This is a genomic window from Psychrobium sp. 1_MG-2023, from assembly GCF_030689115.1.
Classification (GTDB): Bacteria; Pseudomonadota; Gammaproteobacteria; order Enterobacterales; family Psychrobiaceae; genus Psychrobium.
Map to the genome: position 1 here is coordinate 1 of NZ_JAUYVJ010000021.1, position 21,705 is coordinate 21,705.

Sequence of the window (21,705 nt, forward strand, 5' to 3'; positions counted from 1 at the left end):
TTAACGGCACTCATGCCGTGGAATGTGCAGCTCGATTACACGTCAGGCTAGGCACAACGGGTTAGTTGCGCGTTTACTTAGATAAAAAGACTAAGGAACTTAAAGAAAAAGAAGATGCTCTAAATCTTAAATTAAAAGAGTTAGAAAAACAGCGAAAAGCTCAGGAAGAAATGGAGAGTAATATTAAGGAAAGGATAAAAAATGGATACACACTTAGCTTACCTGACTCAAAAAATATTCCTTTGAGTGAAGCTATGGTTCGTTCATTACCTCGATACTTTGAGCATATTCTTCGGTTTTTAGATGAAGTAGGTTTACAGTTTGAGCAACTTAATGCACGGTTCCCTTCTACAGATGACTTTCCAAAAGAAATTTTAATAAAATCTAGTCTAGAGGTCATAGCCCGAAGTATTCGAAGTCATCTGATTCAAGATTCATCAGCTAGAGTAACATTCAGAGTTTCAGATGGTAATCATTTTAAAGCTTTTGCTGTCGATTCTCGAGGTGGAGCAGCTGAAAGCGTTTCTGATATTCCTAATGATAGTACAAATATGATCAAAGCGTCAGCAGGTGCCAAGAGAGGGTTGGTTAAAAGCATAAATCCTGAATATGACTATAATTCAAATGGTATTGGTTCTAAATGGGATGATTATTTAACTAGTACATTTGAACAATATGTCCTTGACGAACATCCGCTTATTTCTATGAATATATCTATTCAGGGATCAAGCTCGGAATTATCAAACTTTTTAAAATTTATGTCATATATAAAATTTGAAATTTTAATTGAGGATTTGCTAGATATGATTGATGACAACTATTCGTTGAAAAATTATTTATTATCTTTACAGAAGGAAGCTGCGTAATGTCTAAAGTTGCTTTGGGTTCAGCATTAACAGCACCTAGCTTTTATGATTACATCGGAGATCAGGAAAAAGCTAAAAAAGCTGAAATATTGGTTGAGGAACATCTTGCTAGCCACAGTAGTTCCGATGGAGAAGAATACCTTTTTATAGAGGTAAGCCGGGCTGAAAAGGCTCTATTAGAGGCGTATAAAAAATATAACAAACAAGCTAATAAGGACTAGAAGCAGTTGGCTACCTCTTCCTCGTCGTTTATTTTAGCCCATTATTTGGGCGTTGATATGATTCCCCACGTCAAGCTGAATGTGACTAGTTTTGCTCAAAAGCTAGAGCCATAATTTGTTTATCTGACTAGTTAGGACAGGCAAAAAAAATCGTGAATTAGAGTGGACGTTAAATTGAACCTGAAAAATTGGTTCTATTGATGACAGAGAGTGTTTTTAAGCCTCTCCCATTATTTTTCTTTCAAGGAGGTAAGTGTGGAAAAGGGTAAATTAGCCATGATGTTAGTTCTAGCTATAATAGCTTTTATAGGAGTTTTTTTACTTAAGTAATAAAACAAATCAGCAGTGGTCAGTGTATCGGGTACGCAGTCGAAATACTCAGTAATACGGCGAACGGCACGGATATAAGCATCAATGGTTGATGGGGTTTACCTTGCAAGCGAAGGTTGATAAAGCGTTGTTGTTGGGCAGTGTTCATCGTGATGTCTCCAGTTAAAACGCACCGAGTGGTGGTTTATCTGGTTAAGTATCAACAACCGCGAGTATACTCTGCCGCGGAGCGGCTTTGTTTAACAAGAAACTATGGTGTTAATACCTAACTCTCATACGTCCACTTTGGCACGTAGACGGACACTTATTCGCAAAGAAACATCGAAGTTTGCACTGGAAGAGCCGAACTCTAATTAGGTTGAGTTTAAGCTAATATTGAAAGTATCATCTGGGCCAATATGAGCTACGACACGCTAATCAAGACACCAAAACTATTGTCGAACCACTGGCTTATCTTCAATTAACTCAACCCATTCACCTTCTTTGGGCTCATCCCCCGTACTAATCGCACTCACTACTTGTGACGCGGCGCTTGGGATGGCGTCAATCACTGCAGCGGCAACCTCTTCGGTATCCTCGGGTGATACATTGGCGAGGCGCTGGACAATCTCAAGGGCAACTTTATTTTCATCACTTTGTTCCACAGATTGGTTAACCGTTTGAGCCTGTGGTGATTCAGGTTGTTGCTCATGAATGAGATTCGCCACATCCGTTGCTATTTCTACTACGTGTTGTGGCTTGCTATCGGCAACCGCCACCGCGACATCAACCACCTGCTGAGGTGAGACTTTTGCGACTCTGGACAGGAGTTGAGCCCCTTGCGCTGAATCCGCTGCTGAATGCTGCTCTTTCGTGTTGGTGATATAACCTTGCGTTAATGACGCGGCGGCTTCGGGTACATTATCAATCATCGCGACGGTGACATCCAAGGCTTGTTGTGGCGAGCTCTGCCACAGCTCTTGAGCCAAAGAAACCGCATCAGTCTGGGTTGTTGATTCTTGTCTATCTGCTGGGCGGGTATTGTGTTGTTCTTGCGCAAGCACGTTGGCGTAATACTCAGCAACCTGTGTGGCGCTCTCGGGGGCTGATTCGACTGCAACGCGCGCCATCTCATTACGTAGTTCTGGAAAACTCTCACTGATTTGCATCGCGACACTGACAACTTGATTTGGATACCAGATGGCAAGTTGGCTAACTAACTGATAAGCAAGCTCTGGTTTAGTGTTAATAATCGCTTGGGTAATGTGAGGCATATCAAAAGGCGCCGCCTCTTTCATCACTTCATAGAGACGTAATACATTAATTCCTTCAACGGCCGCCACGGCGCTAGCTACTTCCACCCCATGTTCTGGGTTATCAATTGCAATCGCTCGCGCCATTTTGACGGCTGCTCCAGGGTCTAGCTCGGCAATCTGCTGTGCTATTTGGGCTTGGGCTGATAACGGCTGTTGCTGCTGGTTAAACTGGGTGCGAGGGTCTAGCTCAGATGATAATGGTGCTGTCGCCACTTGCGCCACAAACGACTCTTGCTCAGCGACAGGTAAAGCCTGACGGGCTTTCATTCTAATCACAACAAAGATGGCTAAAAACAGTTCAATGCTAATAATAAAATAGAATAGTGCATCGCTACCAAATTGATTCATTAACACCGAAGCGCTGTAAGGGCCAATAACGCCACCAATGGCCGAAATTAAAATCATCGTACCCATCGCTGACACCATTTGTTGTTGTTTTAGCTTATCTAATAGTTCAGCAACGCTTAATGGATAGAGACAGGCGAGAATACCCCCAGTAATAAGCGTTGCAATGAGTAAGACGGGATTGAGACTCGCACTTACAAACTGCGGGATTTGACTCGCCATGATGATTGAAATGATCAGCATGCCAAGCAATAAGCTACGGCGATCTAGCTTATCTGAAAGGTATCCGACAGGGAACTGCATGATAAAGGCGCCGAAGATGGCACAGCCGATATACAAAGATAAATCAAACTTGTTTATATCATTGGCTTGGGCAAAGACAGGCAGTAAGTTAAACATTGACGCATAGACGATACCGTAGATGAAACAAGTGATTGCGGCGAGAGGCGATATCTTAAATAAGCTAGGTATCGACATCGTAACAACATCTTCAACCTTTGGCCCTTTATGGCGACTAAAGGCGACGGGAATGACTGCTAAGGCGAGCAAGATCCCCGAGAGGACAAATAAGGTACTGGTCATTGGATCGGCGGCATTCATCAAAAACTGCCCAGCGAATAAGCCACTCAGTGCCGTTGCATGATAAACCGAGAGTAAGCGGCCGCGATTCTCTTTGGTGGCGCTATCGCTCAGCCAACTCTCCATCGCGGTAAAGGCACAGGCGTTACAAAAACCGAGTAGTATTCGCATTACCCCCCATAACAGTGGATCGGTATGTAGACTACAAATCAGAATACTGACGGCACTTAATGCTACGCACCCGGCAAAAACACGAATATGACCTGCTTGTTTTATCAAGTTTTTACTAAATATTGCCCCAAGTAACATACCTACAAAGTAGAGTGATAGCACCATGCCGATAGTATCGGTATCTACTTGGTCTAAGCCCATGCGCACAGGGAGCAATACATTGATTAAGCCATTGGCAAAAAACAGAATGAAGCAACTAGCAAATAATGATAAGAGAGAAAGTAATGTATTTTTCACGAAAGCACCTGTGGTGAAGGGGTTGCTAAAGTATGAGGGAGTTTAAGGTGCTTTTATTTCAGCTAGCTTGCGTTCAATTAGCAGAGGATCGTGCTTAAAGTCATTAACACATTGCTGACAAATACATTGTTTGTGAGTGAAATGTTTAGGTAATAGAGCTATAAGCTCAGTGGGAACTTTCACTTCAAAGCACCAACAAGACGTCTGTTGAGCACCACAGGCATTTTGTTGCTGACAGATGGGACAAGTAGCACTATTCATGAGTATAACCCTATTGAGAAAAAGCTAACCACTAGAGTATAGATAGCTAGTCAGCGAATAAAGTAATTAAATTGCATACATTATACCTTTATTGATGTGGTTAATGGCAAGCTAAATTATGAGAAATAAGTTAATTTTTATTGCTGCTTCTGTTTTTTATAAGATTGAGAATTATTCGCTACAAAAAGTGATAGCTTGTGATAAAGTTGAGCCATAAAAATAATTAACGAACTAATGATTGATTTTTAGTAACTTAATCTTGTCATAGGTTCGTCATGGACGTATAGGGTTGTTATGTCATCTATTGTGGCTATCGTAGCTTTTTTATCACTAATGACGTTGTTGTTAGCTTACTTTTTCATTGAACATCAACGAAAAGAAAAACTAAAGAAGGAAAAGAGTCGCTTAACTAATCAAGTGAGTGACATTAAAGCAAATTATAAGCTAGTTGTAGAAAATATTGCCGAGTTAGCAGGGGTTGATAGTAACTCCCGTACCCGGTTGTATGCGGTTGCTAATAACTTTTTTGTCTATCAAGCAATTGATGGTGCCAGTGTTAAAGCTTTTGCCTTTGCTATTGACCGAATTAATGAAAGCTTTAGTGCATTATCAAGTTTTATTCATGACCACCCTCAATCAGACGTATTGAGCGAACGACTGAGTCTATTTGTTGATGCGTTGCCTAAAGGCAATAGTGGGTATAATACGTCTTTTTATATGCATCAGTTGCCAATGCTCAATGAATTATTAACCGTGCCACCCTCTGCTGCGGCTGAAGCCAAAGAAGCGGAGCAGGAAAACCCGCAGAGCAAAGAGCCTATGGCCGAGGTTACGATAAACTATCAAGCCGATGTCGCTGAACCGGCAAAAAGTGACTCGAAAGTGAACGTTGAAATGAATGTTGCTTAACCTTGAGTGGTCAGTACTCAATATTTCTAGAAAGCCCGTTTTTGTAACGGGCTTTTTTATTACCAAGGTAAACTGCACTGAAACAAAGCCACTTAAACCTTAGTGTAAAGCTATTGGTAAGCGCTCTTTGGCAATGGTTCGTTGTTTTTTATATCAAGTTGTTTGAAAAAAGTACGCTTGATTGATTTATTTTAAAAAAGCGCTTTACCTTACCCATTGGCTTATGTATGATTCGTTTCGTTCCAAAGGGGTGTAGCTCTAACGGCAGAGCAGCGGATTCCAAATCCGACGGTTGGGAGTTCGAATCTCTCCACCCCTGCCAATTCTTTTCTAGAATATCTTCATAGTATCTTCCTAATTAAATCACTTTTAATTTTAATTATTTCTTGTAGTATCTACTCAATTAAATTTCTGTATATAACAAAATGACTCAACCTTTTTCTGCGTTGCAATTAAAGTGTCTCGATGCCTTAGGGATTGAACAGTGGCAACTAAAACCTGAATATCGCTATAGCCATGACCGCATTGGTTCTACAGCCAAGCATGACTTACCTGTAGTGGCGAGTGACGTGATAGATAACGTTACTGTCGTGGAGTCAGCGCCTGAATTAGTTGCGCAATTAACGTTAGCAATAGACTACTGTCAACAGCATGCCGCTGATAATGATATTGAAATTGAGTGGGTTGAAAGTGAAAGTAATGACTTAGTCAGTTATCAAGCACCACTACTTCAATTACCGCCATTAGCGACATTATTTTCAGATGCCCAGTTAAAGCAGCAACTATGGCAACACCTTTGTGAGATCTATCGATGAGCGTTGTTTTTTCCACTTTTTCCCAAGCTGATATCGATACTGTTTATCCAATCGAACAAGCCGCTCAATCACACCCCATGTCTCGAACAGTGATGGAGTCGTGTTTATCGAAACGTTATTTTAATGCGATGGTTTTAGTTGAAGGCGTTGTTGCGGGATTTTATATTGGCGAATATGTATTAGACGAGTCATCGCTAATTGAGATTTGTGTAGCCCCTACATTTCAAGGCCAAGGATTAGGTAAACAATTATTGACGCATTATATTGAAGCGGCTAAGTCACGCGGTGCAATGAGTTGTTGGCTAGAAGTGAGAGAGTCTAACCATAGCGCACATAAGCTCTATCAATCGTTAGACTTTAATGAGGTCGATCGCCGGGTCAACTATTACCCGACGGAAACAGGGCATGAAGATGCCATCATCATGAGCTACTTTTCATTTGGTTAATCTTAGCTTAAGCAGGGAAAAGTTGTGGTAGTTTGGTTGCTAGCATCATATCACCAACCGCTTTAACTTTACCCATCATAAAGGCGGTCATGCCATTAACACTGCCGTCTAATAGCCCTTTTAAGGTTGAGCTTTTTAATATTAGGGTGACAGATGGGTCTTGGTGTTCGCCTTCAACGAGCTCAAACTTAGCATCCGCAATGATTAAATGAAATAACTCTCCTTCTAAATCAAACTGGAATACTTCATTAACTCCCGCTGCGGCTTGTGAATTGAATTTACGACCTAAAATTTCTGTATATTCTGCGACTATCGACATAGCTATCCTTTTATTGTTTTAATTTTAAATATAGTGATACCAATTTCACTAATAACTTGAATCATTTTTCACGGTCTAAACGAATGATAGCAGCGTTATTTCTTATCTCTATGGAATAACAATATAGGATAATAATACCTTGCCGAACTGGATGTCGGCACTTCGGTTCAGTTGGAATGTCGAACCTGTGCGCTACCCCGTTCATCCTCGTTACAAAATTGCTCTCTTAAACTGATCTCTTAATTAAAGGCGTTGGTATGAGCTATTAAGTTAGCACAAAAAGCTTACTGGTCAATGTGTTTTTAAACGCGCGTTTTATTGGTTGTGGGGAAAACATCACACATTGTTGTTTAAAATCCGTTATAATCGCGCGCAATATATTAATTACGCTTAACGTTAGAGATTTTTATGACAACCTTTGCTGATTCGGTGAATAAACGCCGTACTTTTGCGATTATATCGCACCCCGATGCGGGTAAAACGACCATCACTGAGAAGGTCTTATTATTCGGACAAGCCCTACAAAAAGCGGGTACAGTTAAAGGTAAAAAGTCTGGCCAGCATGCTAAATCTGACTGGATGGAAATGGAAAAAGAGCGTGGTATTTCAGTAACCACATCGGTAATGCAATTCCCTTACAAAAACTGTTTAGTTAATCTACTTGATACCCCTGGACACGAAGATTTCTCGGAAGATACTTATCGTACCTTAACTGCCGTTGATTCATGTTTAATGGTGATTGATGCAGCAAAGGGTGTAGAAGCTCGAACGATTAAACTGATGGAAGTTACGCGTTTACGTACCACACCTATCGTGACGTTTATGAATAAGCTAGATCGCGATACACGTGATCCTATTGAGCTGATGGATGAAGTTGAAGATGTCCTTGATATTGCTTGTGCACCGATCACTTGGCCAATTGGTATGGGTAAAGAATTCAAGGGAATTTATAACCTGCTAACTCAAGAGACAGTTCTCTATAAAACAGGTCAGGGTCACACGATTCAAGAAAAACGGGTGATTAAAGGGTTAGATAACCCTGAATTAGATGAAGCCATTGGTCATTACGCTGAAGAATTGCGTGAATCAATGGAACTTATCGAAGGTGCTTGTAATCCTTTCGATCTAGAAATGTTCTTAGCAGGTCAACTAACCCCGGTTTACTTTGGTACCGCGATGGGTAACTTTGGTGTCGACCATATGCTTGATGGCATCGTTAATTGGGCTCCAGCACCAGTTAATCGTATTGCGGAACAGCGTGAGGTTGAAGCAACGGAAGAGAAGTTCACAGGCTTCGTGTTTAAGATTCAGGCAAACATGGATCCTAAACATCGTGACCGTATTGCATTTATGCGCGTTTGTTCAGGCGAGTATAAAAAAGGCATGAAAATGAATCATGTCCGTATTGGTAAAGATATTAATGTCTCTGATGCACTTACTTTCATGGCGGGTGACCGTGCTCAAGCCGATGGTGCGGTTGCAGGTGATATCATTGGTCTACACAATCACGGAACGATTCAAATTGGTGATACTTTCACTCAAGGTGAAAAGCTTAAATACACTGGTATCCCTAACTTTGCTCCAGAGATGTTCCGTCGGATCTTATTAAAAGATCCTTTGAAGATGAAACAGCTACAAAAAGGTTTGATTCAACTATCGGAAGAGGGCGCTGTACAGGTCTTTAGACCGTTACGCTCAAATGAATTAATCTTAGGCGCTGTGGGTATACTTCAGTTTGAAGTGGTTGTTGCGCGCCTTCGTGCAGAGTATAAAGTAGAAGCTATCTATGAACCAATTAGCGTAGCGACAGCCCGTTGGATTAGCTGCGATGATAACGTTGCATTAGAGAAGTTTAAAAAGAAAGCTTACGATAACCTAGCGCTTGATGGTGGTGATAACTTAACTTACATCGCGCCGACACGAGTTAATTTAAACTTAGCTTATGAGCGTTACCCTGAAATTACTTTCCGTGAGACACGTGAAAACTAATTAAATTAAGTATGATTGGTTCTAAGGCTCTCTGAGTCGATGAAATCCGAAGTTAGCTCTTAGCAACTTCGGATTTTTTTTGATTAAATGCCTCACTTAAGTATTGATAATAATTCTCATTAACTGTAGTGTTAATGAGAATTATTAACACTAACTGTGTGGTGTGTATGAACACAACAACTGACCCGTTACGACTGCGATTGCAGCGCATTACATTTCCTCTAGCAATAAAGCGCACAGTTTTACCATTGGCTTTGATAATTCTTGCTTGTATTCCCAGCATGCAAAATGTTGTTTTGCAATCGCTAGCTGACGCGTTTCTACAGGTCAGTGTCTTTGTTGCTGCGACACTTTACTTTTATTATTTCTTTGTTGGGCGCTATCAATGGCTTGAACTCGCTCACGTCAGGCAAAATTTCCCTCATTTTGAGGCACCATTAGCCGCATTTCTAGGGGCTTTGCCCGGTTGTGGTGGGGCTATTATTGTTGTTACTCAGTTTACCAAAGGGCAGGCTAGTTTTGGTTCTGTCGTTGCGGTTTTAGTGGCGACGATGGGCGACGCTGCATTTTTGTTACTCGCGACTAAACCCATTGAAGGGGTTATGATTATGGTGAGTGGTCTAATGGTTGGGGCGGTATGTGGGTATGTTGTTAATGCTATTCATCCAGAAAACTACTTGCAGCCTGATAACTCCAAAGCTATTCCTGTTCATACTTGTCATGCCATTCAAGATAGTAAGCGGTTTAAGGTGGCTAGAACTTTTTGGCGTACTTTATTAACCCCTTCTCTTGTTTTAGCTTTATTGATTGCGTTTCAATTTAATTTTGATGTTATATCTCCAGCCATTGAGCAGTATGTGGTGTGGTTTGGCGCTGTCTCGGCCTTTATTGTTATTTGTTTATGGTCTATTGCATCCCCTGGGCAAGATTACCAAGCCTTTGCTTGTGAAGATGATAAGCCCGACCCTTACTCTCGATTAAATAAAGTCATTCAAGATACTCACTTTGTTACAACTTGGGTTGTTGTTGCTTTTATATTTTACGAACTTTGTGTCAACTTATTAGGTTTAGACTTAAGGCAGTGGTTTACTAACTACGCTATTTTGGCCCCATTAATAGGTATGGCGATTGGGTTGTTACCGGGCTGCGGTCCACAAATATTAGTGACTACTCTATATATCCAAGGAATTGTTCCCTTTAGTGCCCTCATTGCTAATGCCATGTCAAATGATGGTGATGCTTTATTTCCTGCAATCGCTTTGGCTCCTAAAGCGGCATTGGTGGCGACATTATATTCCTCCGTACCGGCATTAATAGTGGGTTATGGCATCTACTTTATCGCTAGTTAACGAAGTGAAGAGGGCACGCTATTTTTAGTCTCGTAGTGATAGGATATACTGAGCTTTGGTAGTTCTATTAGTTAGGTATTATGGAGTTTATTGATAGTCATTGTCACCTCGATTTTGAGCGCTTAGGCAGCGTTGATACAGTATTAGCTGCGGCTCTTGAGCAAGATGTTTCGGCGTTTGTTGTGCCGAGTGTTTCAGCGCATAATTGGCGTAAAGTATTAAAGCTCACTCAAACATATCCGCAACTTTATGGTGCTTTAGGTATTCATCCCTACTTCTTAGAGTCGGATAATAAGCTTGCGGAGCTTATCGCTTTAGCATCTGCGTCACGCAATGACATTGTGGCTATTGGTGAGATTGGGCTCGATGGTACAATTGAAGTGCCGATTAACGAACAGCTTGATGTATTAGTTGCGCAGCTAAAATTAGCAAAAACGCTTGAATTACCCGTTATTTGTCATGCTCATAAAGCCTATGATCCCTTATTAAAGCAATTAAGACGTTTTAAACTTCCTCGTGCTGGAGTCATTCATGGTTTTAGCGGCAGCTTGGTTCAAGCGAATGAATTTATTAAATTGGGGTTTAAACTGGGCCTAGGTGGCGTGATTACTTATCCGCGAGCGCAGCGCTTAGCAAGTACCGTCACAGCACTAGAGCTAGAGCATTTCTTATTAGAAACGGACTCACCAGATATGCCGCTTTATGGTCAGCAAGGTCAATTGAACACACCAGTAAATATTCCCAGAATCGCCCACGCGATTGCTAAGCTTAAACAGGTGAGCTTAGCGGATGTAGCAAATATAACCTCGCAACAATCCCGTGCACTTTTTGCTTTGTGATCAAGCTTAAACTATTTAGGCAAAATCATCGCTTAGTTATTCTTTTTATAACAAATGTGATCACGGCAAAAGTAACGTTAGCTAAATACCGCTAGATTTGACTCACCACTTTATTGGCAGCGATAATTATTGTTGTTATTTATCTGTTTTTTACAAATTTATGGAGCGTCTGATGACAGACCTAGAACGCGCAGCTTATTACGGTATTCAGTTAATGGACTTAACCACATTGAGCGCAGATGATACTGACCAAAAGGTTGTTGAACTTTGTCAAAAAGCGGTAAGTGCTGGTGGTAAAACCGCTGCCGTGTGTATTTTTCCTCAATTTATTCCTGCCGCAAAGCAAGCCCTTAAAGACTTGAAGTCCACAGATATTCTTATCGCGACAGTAACTAATTTTCCGCATGGTAATAACGATGTTGCAACAGCGGTTAAAGAAACCGAGCAGGCTGTCGCTTTAGGCGCTGATGAGGTTGATGTTGTTTTCCCTTATCGCGCATTTTTAGCGGGTGATCGTGAAGTTGGCCATGAGTTAGTTAAAGCGTGTAAAGAAGCTTGTGGTGATAAAGCAATTTTAAAAGTGATTTTAGAAACTGGTGAAATTAAATCCCCTGAGTTAATCAAAGAAGCTAGCTTAATCGCTATTGCCGCAGGCGCTGACTTTATTAAGACATCGACTGGTAAGGTAGCAGTGAATGCAACTTTAGAGGCAGCAGAGCAAATGCTACAGGCAATTGTAGAAACTGGTGGTGAATGTGGCTTTAAAGCCGCTGGTGGCGTGAAGAATGCACAAGATGTAGCAGATTATTTAACATTGACTGAAACGTTGCTTTCAAGTGACTGGATTAAACCAGAGAACTTCCGTTTTGGTGCAAGTAGCTTGTTAGATAACCTGCTAAGCACTTTAGGTAAAGGCCAAGCTTCAGAGCAACAAGGATACTAATTAATGGAATTTCTCCCACAAGAAATTATCCGCCGTAAACGCAATGGCCAAGAGCTAACAGAGCAAGAAATTGCTTTTTTTGTTGATGGCATTACTAATGATTCAATTAGTGAAGGGCAAATCGGTGCCTTTGCAATGGCAACTTATTTTCAAAATATGACCATGAACGAGCGTATTGCTTTAACCAAAGGCATGCGGGACTCCGGCACTGTGTTAAATTGGCAGTCACTTAACTTAAATGGCCCTGTGGTTGATAAACACTCAACGGGTGGTGTGGGTGATATGGTCAGCTTAACGTTGGGCCCTATCGTTGCTGCCTGTGGTGGTTATGTCCCAATGATCACTGGACGTGGTTTAGGACATACTGGAGGAACACTTGATAAGTTCGACTCCATTCCTGGTTATACCACGGTACCGAGCAATCAACTATTTCGTGATACCGTTAAAGAGCTTGGCGTTGCTATTATTGGTCAAACTGGAGATTTAGCTCCTGCGGATAAGCGGTTTTATGGCATTCGAGACGTGACATCAACCGTTGAGTCAGTGCCTTTGATCACCGCCTCTATCTTAGCGAAGAAGTTGGCAGCAGGTCTTGATGCTTTAGTGATGGATGTTAAGACAGGCAATGGTGCATTCATGAGTGAACTCCCTCAAGCACAAGAGCTAGCGCACAGTATCGTTCACGTAGCTAATGGGGCTGGGGTCAAAACTAGCGCCCTAATTACCGACATGGATCAATTACTTGCTGCAAGTGCGGGTAATGCGGTTGAAATGGTTGATGCAGTTAAGTATTTGCGTAATGAATTGGATAACCCTCGCTTACATGAAGTGACCGTTGCTCTAGCCGCAGAAATGCTAACCATCACAGGCCTTGCCGACAATGAAATGCACGCTCGTGAAAAGGTTAATCAAGTATTAGTAAACGGTCAGGCGGCTGAGTTATTTGGCAAGATGGTTGCTAAACTTGGCGGCCCGACGGACTTTGTTGAAAACTATCAACACTACTTACCAAACGCGAAGATAGTTCGCCCTGTTTATGCCACTGAATCGGGTATTATCACCCAGATTAATACGCGCAATGTTGGCTTGTCAGTAGTCGAACTTGGTGGTGGTCGCCGCCGTGCAGATGACAAAATCAATTATGCGGTTGGGTTGTCAGATGTTTTAACCTTGGGTAGCCAAGTTGACTTGCAAACACCAGTGGCAACGATTCACGCCGATAGTGAAGACGATTTTGCTAGAGCCAATGAAATGTTACAGCAAGCCATTAGCATTGGGTTAGATATGCCAAGTATGAATGATGAAGTGTTAGATATTATTCGTGAGGATGGGTAAATGAAAAGAGTGACTATTATGATGCTTGATTCACTGGGCATTGGTGCCAGTGAGGATGCAGATAAGTTTGGCGATGTAGGTGCTAATACCTTAGGCAGTATTGCAAAGGCATGTGCTAAGGGAACGGCGAATCTTAATCGCCAAGGACCACTGAAATTACCTAACTTAACCAAGTTAGGTTTAGGTCATGCTTGTGCTGATAGTTCTGGCTACTTTCCGCAAGGGTTAGACTCATCGGTTGTGCCAATGGCTCAATATGGTTTTGCCCAAGAAATTAGTTCTGGAAAAGATACACCCAGCGGTCACTGGGAAATAGCCGGGGCCCCTGTCTTATTTGAGTGGGGCTATTTCAGCGATAAAGAAAACTCATTCCCGCAATCGGTGATTGATGAGTTAGTTGAGCGCTGTGAGTTGCCGGGTATTTTGGGTAACTGTCATGGCTCTGGCACCGACATCTTAGTACGTTTAGGTGAAGAGCATATACGTACAGGGATGCCAATTTGTTATACCTCTGTTGATAGTGTTTTTCAGATTGCAGCGCATGAGGAAACATTTGGCTTAGATAAGTTACTGGATGTATGTGCTGTCGCTCGTGAAATATTAAATAAATATAATATCGGGCGTGTGATTGCTCGTCCATTTATTGGCAGTGAGTCAGCAAACTTCATACGTACGGGAAACCGACGTGATTTATCCGTATTACCGCCAGCAAAGACATTGTTAGACTTCGCTAAAGATGCTGGTAAGGAAGTCATTAGCATCGGTAAGATATCAGATATTTATGCCGAACAAGGAATTACTCAAAAGATAAAAGCGACTGGGCTCACTGAGTTATTTGATAAAACACTTGCTGCCCACCTGAATGCACCGGAGCAGAGTATTGTCTTTACCAACTTTGTTGATTTTGACTCAGCTTATGGACATCGTAGAGATATTGCTGGTTACGCAGCTGCGCTTGAGTACTTTGATACGCGCTTACCAGAGTTTTTAGCGCAAATGGCTGATGATGATTTATTGGTAATGACCGCCGATCACGGTTGTGATCCAAGTTGGCCAGGCAGTGATCATACCCGTGAGCATATTCCTGTTATTTTCTATAGCCCATCACTTGCTGGTGGCAGTGTCGGTAAGCGCGAAACGTTTGCCGATATCGGGCAATCGATTGCATCCTATTTAAATTTACCGGCCCTAGCGTACGGAAAATCATTTCTCTAATTATTTTATATAAACAGTTTTAAAGGTTATTTTATGGCAACTCCACACATTAATGCACAAGCGGGTGATTTCGCAGAAACAATTTTATTACCAGGTGATCCTCTACGTGCAAAATACATCGCAGAAACCTTCTTAACTGATGTTGTTCAGGTTAATGATGTTCGCAATATGCTTGGCTTCACTGGTATCTATAAAGGCAAGCGCGTCTCTGTGATGGGAACAGGAATGGGGGTCCCTTCGATCTCAATTTATGCAAAAGAGCTGATCACGGAATATGGGGTTAAAAACCTTATTCGTGTCGGTAGCTGTGGCGCTGTTTCAACTGACGTAAAAGTCCGTGATGTGATTATTGCACAGGGCGCATGTACCGATTCGGGCGTCAACCGTGCAAGATTCCAAGGCCAAGATTTTGCGGCAATTGCTGATTTTGGATTAATGGCTAATGCTGTCACTGCTGCAAAAGCTCACGGTATTAAAGCGGCTGTAGGCAATGTCTATACGGCTGATTTATTCTATACTCCCAACCCAAGCATGTTCGATACTATTGAAAAAATGAATGTGTTAGGTGTTGAAATGGAAGCTGCGGGACTTTATGGCGTTGCTGCTGAGTTTGGGGCGAAAGCATTATGTGTTGTGACTGTCTCGGACCACATTCGCACAGGTGAGGAAACAACGGCTGAAGAGCGTCAGTTAACCTTTAATGAGATGATTAAACTGACGTTAGAATCATTACTTATCGATTAGCACTAGCGTTGTTACATATTGAAAAAGGCTGAATTGATTACTTCGTTTCAGCCTTTTTTTGTTGCGCTTGTTGTTCTTTTTCTTCCTTAGCTTCTTGATACTGTGCTTTGGTGTATCGTTTGACCAAGTCTCGTAATAAATAGTTTGCGCGCTTTTGAGAAAGGGCTCTCGCTAATAAAAAACCTATCAGCACGGCTAGTCCTAGTGACCAACGTTGCCACTTTAATTGTTCATCTTGAATGGCAATAATCGGCTGTACAAATTCATCTTTATCTAAGCTTAATCGTAGATAACCTAATAATTCATCTTGGCGTATCTCAGCCGCTAAAATAACTGATTTAGATTCGTCTCCAATGCCATTCTCTAATGATTCGGCCATTAATGTACCATTGGCTTGATGGATCCAAATACCATTAATCAGAGGTGATTCTGTGAGGGTTTGAGCTAGCCATTGCAACTGTTGTTGCTCATTAAGCTTTAATCCCATGGTGGCGGCTAAGGCTAATTGCTGTTTAAGGGTGCTAGCAATCGCTTGTTGTTGCTGTTGACGCATCTCTTTTGACTGTTGATTCGAGTGCCATAATAAAACACCGAGTAAAATAACTAATAGTAACGCTAAGGATAACTGGCTTAGACGTTTTATTATTACTTGTTTTATTAATGAACTTTGCTTCATGAACTAACCTTTTTCTTCCCTGTTATTGATAATAAACGATAAATTTAATCGAGCAAGTAAGATTTAATGGTTTCTTCATTTATTATAGCTGTTCAATTGTTGTAATTTTATTCCATATTGACAAAAATGCTAATTTCAAACTCGGGCGTTTTTTGCTAGTTTAACGACATAAATTAATTTTTCACCTGTAATAGGATGTGTTGTGTCACAGTTTAATGTTTATTTTTCATCACGTTTAAATATCTTTGAGTTTATTTCGTCAGTTGCTGACCCATCTTGTTATGTGTTATTCAATACTGCAGGTCATGTTAATGTATTAGCATCTAATGCTCCTAGTAATGACTTTGAGCTAGTTACTTCTTCTGTGGCTGCCCCTGTGAGTACAGAGCACCTAGTGGTGACGGCGCCTCGCATCTCAGAAGAATTAGTTAACACTTTAATTAATAAGCTTTCAGGCAGCCTATTGGCGATTAAACCCGTTATTTCTATCGCGGGTTTCCAATCGTTAGAGCTGTTATTGAATCAAGTTGTGTCGATTGAAGAGGTTAATCAAGCTGCATCAAATTATGATGTGGATGTAAATCGTATTAGCAATTTTCCAGACTTAGCACAACCGGGGCTAGTTGTTCTGGATATGGACTCTACCAGTATTGAAATCGAGTGTATTGATGAGATTGCTAAGCTTGCTGGTGTCGGTGAGCAAGTTGCTGAAATTACTGAATTAGCGATGCAAGGTCAATTAGACTTCGCAGAAAGCTTGCGTGCTCGCGTGGGAAAATTAAAAGGGATAAAGCTTGAATTACTCGATGTCATTGCTAAAGACTTACCATTAATGCCCGGTATGACGGAGTTGGTGAAGCAGTTTAAGGCTCATCAATGGAAAGTGGCGATTGCATCTGGCGGTTTTACTTATTTTGCTGATAATTTAAAAGATTTATTAGCGTTAGATGATGCTGTTTCAAATGTGCTCGAGCATGAAGCTGGTGAGCTTACTGGGCAAGTAGTTGGGCGTATTGTTGACGCAAAAGTTAAAGCTGAGACTGTAGTTGCCCTAGCTGAAAAATATGACATTCCTTTATCTCAAACCATCGCAATAGGTGATGGTGCCAATGATTTGGTGATGATGGAGCAGGCAGCGCTCGGCGTTGCTTATCATGCTAAACCGTTGGTACAAGAGCAGGCGAGTGTAGCGATTAACCAAGGTAATTTAGCGGCGATTATTGCGTTGTTAAAACGATAGAAGGCGGTTATGAAAGGGGCTCTTGATAACATTAAGGCCCCTGATATATAAGATGTTTACTGCTTCTCTTAGATTAAATCAAACCGTTGTAAAACTTCTTCACTAATGTCAGTCATCTCGGCTATTCCGATCACTGAATCAAGCTGGGCTTGAAGCTGACGAGTTTTGAAACTTGATTGCTTAGCGGCATAGATAAGCTCTCGGGAGAACGCTTTGTAATCGACCTTATTGGTTCTACTAATGTAAATTCTAATAGCGAAAAACTCACCTTGTTGCTTTGCTAAAGTGATAAATGCTTGGTGGTCTTCTTTCGTTTCAAACTCTTCAAATAAGCGCGTTGAGGTATGATAGTCATGACTATCGGCTGGTGTGCTTAATTGGATATAAATTTCTTGTGACACCGCTGGAGACGTCGGAGATATTTTCTTTAGTGAATTAGCAAATATCTGATTAAATAAATTGTTTTTTGCGATACATGCCGTATCTCCATACCCTAACATTGTCGATTGAGCAGAGAATAAGTTGAGCAGCCGATTCTCTTCGCGAGTTTGAACCAGGTGAGATACTTTATAGGTATTTCCTTTCTTCGATATGATGATTGGTAAGGTATCATTTTTTTCGCAATGTAAGGTTTTTAACAGTTTATTAAAGTCCGCGGGAGGAGCTATTTGTGCGGTCAGTTTACGTTTATTATTCTTGATTATTTTATAAATAAGCTTTGGTCCATGCTCTGTCTCATCATTGATTTCTATCTTTAAATTGAGCTGCTTTCCATCAGGAGTTGCACGCATAACTTGGTATTGTAAAAATGCCAGTTCAGGGTTTCCGCTAACTTTGGCTAACAATGGAAACTCCAGTTTAATGATGTCTGAAGCCGTTATCGGTACAGATTGCTTCATTAGAATTTGCATACCGTGGACAGAAAAGTCGACCGTTGAGCCTTTAAAGGTTTGTTTATTGTGATGGATAATCACCGGTGTTTGATAATTAAAGCGGTCTTCTTGGCGTAATGATTGATAATTAGTGTCAATCAATTTGAGCCCGGCTTGTGCTGTGTCGCTGTGACAAAAAACTTTCAGTTTAGCGAGTTCATTTTTTTTGGGCTGCCGTTGCTGGTAAAAGCTTCTACCTTGCTCTGAAGTAATATCAATAAGATAGCCCATGAGATCGAGCTCTGATAGGGATTCTAAATATTGATGTTGTTCTGGCTTTGCGCTGTCTTTGGCGGTTAAGTGCTTAGGTAGTACATTGGGTAAACGCCATTGGTGATCAGTAATCGGCGCCAATTGTAATTGATAAACCCGCCAGCCTTCTTTTTTTGCACCAAACTGCATGAACAAGTCCGTTAATCCAGTATGCTTTAATTCATAATCTGTGGCGCTGTAAAAGTATTTTTTGCCTTTGGCAATATGGGTGAAACAGTATAATAATTGGTTTGGCTTAGATTGTAATAGTTTCAGAATACGAGTCAGTCGTTTACTTCTTAGTAGGCCAGTGACCCGCAGAATGTTATTACTGCTTTGCCAATAGTTTATGATGTGACGATTTGCCGGGTTACATAAAGCATATTCAGCATGATACTGATCATCGTTCTGACTAAAGAAAATGGGTAGGCCAACAAACTTGCTGCTGTAGAGTTGTTGATAACCAAAGGTTGTTAACATATCAATGACGTGTTCAACATCTGTGGTTACTTGGTTTTTTTGAATTTTTAAGTGTGCTTGAAGAACGCTATCAATTTTTTCATCGAGGTGTTGACGTTCTAATTGATACCAAGAAGCTTCATTTTTTGTCTGAATATTCAACACGGTATAAGCGAGCTCTAGATTGACTGGCTCACTATCGGGCAATTGCTCGATTTCATTATGCTTTACATAAAGTGTATCACCCACACGAATGGCATGTTGACTCGCAAGTTTAACTTTGGCGCCATGAACTGATAAATTAGAGGTGATACCGTTAGCCGTTCTGCCATTGGCTAAGCGAACGGTGACTGGTGATAGAGTATTGATTCGCTCTTCTTTTCTTAAGTGAAATTGCGCGAGATCGATGATTTTTGCATGGTGGACTGGTACTTGTGCCGTAACACTTTCCATCTTTGCTGGTGTTCGTCTCTTCTGTTTGGCAGCCTCTTCTATTGATTCACGGCGCAGCTGATCTACATCATCTTGTTGCTCGCGATAAGAATTTTTTGTTTGAGAGACTTCTTCAAAAACACCAGTGGTGTATTTAGAGTATACAGAGATAGCTTCATTGAACGTTTCAATGGCTAAATCATCAAGGTGATGGGTAAGTCCTTCAAATTGAAACTCTCTACATTCACCATCCACACGCCCCCTTAGGTCAATCGCACGAGAGCATTCAGAATAGAGACGATTAACTTCCATTTTAACTAAAAAGCGTCGAGACTTTGACAGTTGAAGCGTGAGATCTTCAAATCGTTGGTTAAAATCTTGATCGTGAAAATAAGGAATAATACTGCTTATTAAAGCGTGGTCAGTATCTACAGGCATATTGGTGAACACTTTCCTATTTTGCTATAAAAATAAATCGACGATGCGCTAAGTAATCTTACCATATCGAGGTAGAATAACCGCAACAAACTCCAAACCATACACTGTTTGTGTAATGGCTAGGACTATTATTTATAAAGCAATTTATATGCCTATTATGTCGGTGGTTAAAATTTATTATGGCAAAATCTAAAACTTCTTACGTTTGTAATGACTGTGGTGCGGAACACTCACGCTGGCAAGGACAGTGTAATGCCTGCCAAGCGTGGAATACTATCACCGAAGTTCGTCTTGATACCGCTGTAAATGCTCGCAGTGCTCGCTTCTCAGGTTATGCTGGGAACACACAAAGCAAAGTTCAAACATTAGAACAAATTTCATTAGATGAGTTACCGCGCTTAGGCAGTGGTTATCAAGAGTTAGATCGTGTGTTAGGTGGTGGTATCGTACCCGGATCAGCTATTCTTATTGGTGGTAATCCCGGTGCAGGTAAAAGTACATTATTACTGCAAGTGATGTGTGGACTGGCTAATCAAATGGGGGCTTTGTATGTTACTGGCGAAGAGTCATTGCAACAAGTTGCGATGCGAGCTAGTCGTTTAGGCTTGCCAACCGACAAGCTCAAAATGCTATCTGAGACGTCTGTTGAAACGATTTGTGATATTGCCAAGCAAGAACAACCTAAGATTATGGTTATTGACTCTATTCAAGTGGTTCATGTTGCTGATATTCAATCTGCACCTGGGAGTGTGGCTCAGGTACGTGAATCAGCAGCTTTTCTGACTCGTTTTGCAAAGCAGTTTGGCGTGGCTATCTTTCTTGTTGGCCATGTAACAAAAGACGGCAGCTTAGCTGGGCCAAAAGTTTTAGAGCATTGTATTGATTGTTCTATTTTATTAGATGGCTCGACTGATAGCCGTTTTAGAACCATGCGCAGTCATAAAAACCGCTTTGGTGCGGTTAATGAATTGGGTGTCTTTGCGATGACAGGGAAAGGGCTCAAGGAGGTGACTAACCCGTCAGCTATTTTCTTATCTCGTGATGATGAAGAAAGCCCGGGCTCTGTTGTGTTGGTTATTTGGGAAGGGACTCGCCCATTATTGGTCGAACTTCAAGCGCTGGTGGATTATTCTCAGATGCCAAACCCGCGTCGAATAGCCGTTGGCTTAGAACAAAACAGGCTAGCCATGCTACTTGCTGTATTACATCGTCATGGAGGACTTCAAATGTCCGATCAAGATGTTTTTGCTAATGTGGTTGGCGGAGTAAAAGTAGCTGAAACTGCTTCAGATTTAGCCTTATTAGTAGCGATGGTTTCTAGCTTTAAAAATCAAGCTTTAGGTCATAACTTAGTCGTGTTTGGCGAAGTTGGTTTAGCGGGGGAGATTCGCCCTGTGCCGAGTGGGCAAGAGCGTTTAAATGAAGCGTTTAAACACGGCTTTACTCGCGCCATTGTACCGATGGGAAATGTACCAAAAACAATCCCAAAAGGGATGGAAATCATCGGCGTTAAAAAGCTTTCACAAGCCATTGAGGCGATTTTTTAGCGAGCCAGTTGTGTTATATCTCGATTTAGTAATTCTTCGTTAGCAATATTTAACTGCATTAAGCGTTTTAATTCAGCAATGCTATCAAGGTCAATGTGATGACATTTCATGCCAAGCATGTGTTTGTCGACATGAGCAATGATGGCATTCATTTTAATAATGTGCTCGTCGCCTAATTTTAACTCTAACTGAACATGATCTCCTGTGTCCGCGGGAAAAAGGCTTGGTTCAGTACACAAGAAACCATGCAGTGATAAGTCGAGGATTTGTGTTGACCATTGCTGCTCAGCGATGATTAATTTTGCGTCATGGCTAAATAATACCCGCTGAAAAAGTCTTTTATCTTCCATCATTCTCTCTTTAGTTTTTAACGCTCTCTTTAGTATAGTCAAATTACCGTATTATTAACCTGAATTACAACTTAATTTTCCACGTTAAAGGATGCCAGAGCATTGTATATT

The 21,705-nt window shown here is 41.2% G+C and carries 21 protein-coding genes and 1 tRNA gene; 15 read left to right on the forward strand and 7 right to left on the reverse strand.

Annotation, left to right across the window (positions count from 1 at the left end):
* The first annotated feature begins 65 nt into the window (after positions 1-65).
* Together Q8W26_RS11595 and Q8W26_RS11600 are read left to right on the forward strand one after the other, a co-directional pair.
* A complete protein-coding gene (locus tag Q8W26_RS11595) occupies positions 66-866 on the forward strand; it encodes a hypothetical protein (protein WP_305473432.1) in 801 nt (266 codons plus the stop codon).
* A complete protein-coding gene (locus tag Q8W26_RS11600) occupies positions 866-1,087 on the forward strand; it encodes a hypothetical protein (RefSeq protein WP_101214864.1) in 222 nt (73 codons plus the stop codon). Before Q8W26_RS11595 ends, Q8W26_RS11600 begins: the two co-directional genes overlap by 1 nt.
* Positions 1,088-1,436: 349 nt before the next feature.
* Here Q8W26_RS11600 and Q8W26_RS11605 read toward each other — a convergent pair whose 3' ends face one another.
* The 3 genes from Q8W26_RS11605 to Q8W26_RS11615 all read right to left on the reverse strand — a co-directional run bounded on the left by Q8W26_RS11605 (position 1,437) and on the right by Q8W26_RS11615 (position 4,365).
* A complete protein-coding gene (locus Q8W26_RS11605; protein ID WP_305473434.1) occupies positions 1,437-1,565 on the reverse strand; it encodes a hypothetical protein in 129 nt (42 codons plus the stop codon).
* A 283-nt stretch (positions 1,566-1,848) separates the two neighbouring features.
* Entirely contained in the window at positions 1,849-4,104 is a 2,256-nt protein-coding gene (locus Q8W26_RS11610) for an MFS transporter (protein WP_101214863.1), read from the reverse strand.
* A 42-nt stretch (positions 4,105-4,146) separates the two neighbouring features.
* Positions 4,147-4,365, reverse strand: coding sequence for a cysteine-rich CWC family protein (locus Q8W26_RS11615; protein WP_101214862.1), 219 nt, complete (start codon positions 4,363-4,365; stop codon positions 4,147-4,149).
* Between the two features lie 294 nt (positions 4,366-4,659).
* Here Q8W26_RS11615 and Q8W26_RS11620 point away from each other — a divergent pair, with 294 nt between their 5' ends.
* From Q8W26_RS11620 to rimI, 4 genes are all read left to right on the forward strand, one after another.
* Complete coding sequence (locus tag Q8W26_RS11620) at positions 4,660-5,274, forward strand: hypothetical protein (protein WP_101214861.1); 615 nt, start codon at positions 4,660-4,662, stop codon at positions 5,272-5,274.
* Positions 5,275-5,520: 246 nt separating this feature from the next.
* Positions 5,521-5,596 (forward strand) — tRNA-Trp (locus tag Q8W26_RS11625).
* A gap of 103 nt (positions 5,597-5,699) precedes the next feature.
* Positions 5,700-6,089, forward strand: a complete 390-nt coding sequence (locus Q8W26_RS11630; protein WP_101214860.1) for a DNA polymerase III subunit psi — start codon at positions 5,700-5,702, stop codon at positions 6,087-6,089.
* Positions 6,086-6,535: a ribosomal protein S18-alanine N-acetyltransferase gene (gene rimI, locus Q8W26_RS11635; RefSeq protein WP_101214859.1), complete on the forward strand. Its 450-nt coding sequence runs from the start codon at positions 6,086-6,088 to the stop codon at positions 6,533-6,535. Before Q8W26_RS11630 ends, rimI begins: the two co-directional genes overlap by 4 nt.
* A gap of 7 nt (positions 6,536-6,542) precedes the next feature.
* Here rimI and Q8W26_RS11640 read toward each other — a convergent pair whose 3' ends face one another.
* Positions 6,543-6,854 carry an SCP2 sterol-binding domain-containing protein gene (locus Q8W26_RS11640; RefSeq protein WP_101214858.1) on the reverse strand — a complete coding sequence of 104 codons (312 nt, stop codon included), beginning with the start codon at positions 6,852-6,854 and terminating at the stop codon, positions 6,543-6,545.
* 408 nt (positions 6,855-7,262) lie between these two features.
* Between Q8W26_RS11640 and prfC the strand changes: the two genes are divergently transcribed.
* The 7 genes from prfC to deoD all read left to right on the forward strand — a co-directional run bounded on the left by prfC (position 7,263) and on the right by deoD (position 15,268).
* Complete coding sequence (gene prfC, locus Q8W26_RS11645; protein WP_101214857.1) at positions 7,263-8,843, forward strand: peptide chain release factor 3; 1,581 nt, start codon at positions 7,263-7,265, stop codon at positions 8,841-8,843.
* A gap of 167 nt (positions 8,844-9,010) precedes the next feature.
* A complete protein-coding gene (locus tag Q8W26_RS11650; RefSeq protein WP_101214856.1) occupies positions 9,011-10,192 on the forward strand; it encodes a putative manganese transporter in 1,182 nt (393 codons plus the stop codon).
* 80 nt (positions 10,193-10,272) lie between these two features.
* Entirely contained in the window at positions 10,273-11,031 is a 759-nt protein-coding gene (locus Q8W26_RS11655; RefSeq protein ID WP_101214855.1) for a TatD family hydrolase, read from the forward strand.
* Positions 11,032-11,203: 172 nt separating this feature from the next.
* Entirely contained in the window at positions 11,204-11,974 is a 771-nt protein-coding gene (deoC, locus tag Q8W26_RS11660) for a deoxyribose-phosphate aldolase (protein ID WP_101214854.1), read from the forward strand.
* A gap of 3 nt (positions 11,975-11,977) precedes the next feature.
* Positions 11,978-13,309 carry a thymidine phosphorylase gene (gene deoA / locus Q8W26_RS11665; RefSeq protein WP_101214853.1) on the forward strand — a complete coding sequence of 444 codons (1,332 nt, stop codon included), beginning with the start codon at positions 11,978-11,980 and terminating at the stop codon, positions 13,307-13,309.
* The gene (locus tag Q8W26_RS11670; protein WP_101214852.1) at positions 13,310-14,524 is read left to right on the forward strand and encodes a phosphopentomutase; all 1,215 of its coding nucleotides are present in this window, start codon (positions 13,310-13,312) and stop codon (positions 14,522-14,524) included.
* 33 nt (positions 14,525-14,557) lie between these two features.
* A complete protein-coding gene (gene deoD, locus Q8W26_RS11675; RefSeq protein ID WP_101214851.1) occupies positions 14,558-15,268 on the forward strand; it encodes a purine-nucleoside phosphorylase in 711 nt (236 codons plus the stop codon).
* A 37-nt stretch (positions 15,269-15,305) separates the two neighbouring features.
* Here deoD and Q8W26_RS11680 read toward each other — a convergent pair whose 3' ends face one another.
* Complete coding sequence (locus tag Q8W26_RS11680; protein ID WP_101214850.1) at positions 15,306-15,944, reverse strand: AhpA/YtjB family protein; 639 nt, start codon at positions 15,942-15,944, stop codon at positions 15,306-15,308.
* Positions 15,945-16,146: 202 nt separating this feature from the next.
* Here Q8W26_RS11680 and serB point away from each other — a divergent pair, with 202 nt between their 5' ends.
* Entirely contained in the window at positions 16,147-17,184 is a 1,038-nt protein-coding gene (gene serB / locus Q8W26_RS11685) for a phosphoserine phosphatase SerB (protein WP_305473443.1), read from the forward strand.
* A gap of 68 nt (positions 17,185-17,252) precedes the next feature.
* Here serB and Q8W26_RS11690 read toward each other — a convergent pair whose 3' ends face one another.
* Positions 17,253-19,697 (reverse strand): PilZ domain-containing protein, encoded by a 2,445-nt coding sequence (locus Q8W26_RS11690; protein ID WP_101214849.1) that lies wholly within the window; start codon positions 19,695-19,697, stop codon positions 17,253-17,255.
* Between the two features lie 179 nt (positions 19,698-19,876).
* Between Q8W26_RS11690 and radA the strand changes: the two genes are divergently transcribed.
* Positions 19,877-21,244 carry a DNA repair protein RadA gene (gene radA, locus Q8W26_RS11695; RefSeq protein ID WP_101214848.1) on the forward strand — a complete coding sequence of 456 codons (1,368 nt, stop codon included), beginning with the start codon at positions 19,877-19,879 and terminating at the stop codon, positions 21,242-21,244.
* Here the strand turns inward: radA and Q8W26_RS11700 are convergent.
* Entirely contained in the window at positions 21,241-21,594 is a 354-nt protein-coding gene (locus tag Q8W26_RS11700) for a PilZ domain-containing protein (protein ID WP_101214847.1), read from the reverse strand. The two genes, radA and Q8W26_RS11700, sit on opposite strands and share 4 nt — an antisense overlap.
* Positions 21,595-21,705: the final 111 nt, after the last annotated feature.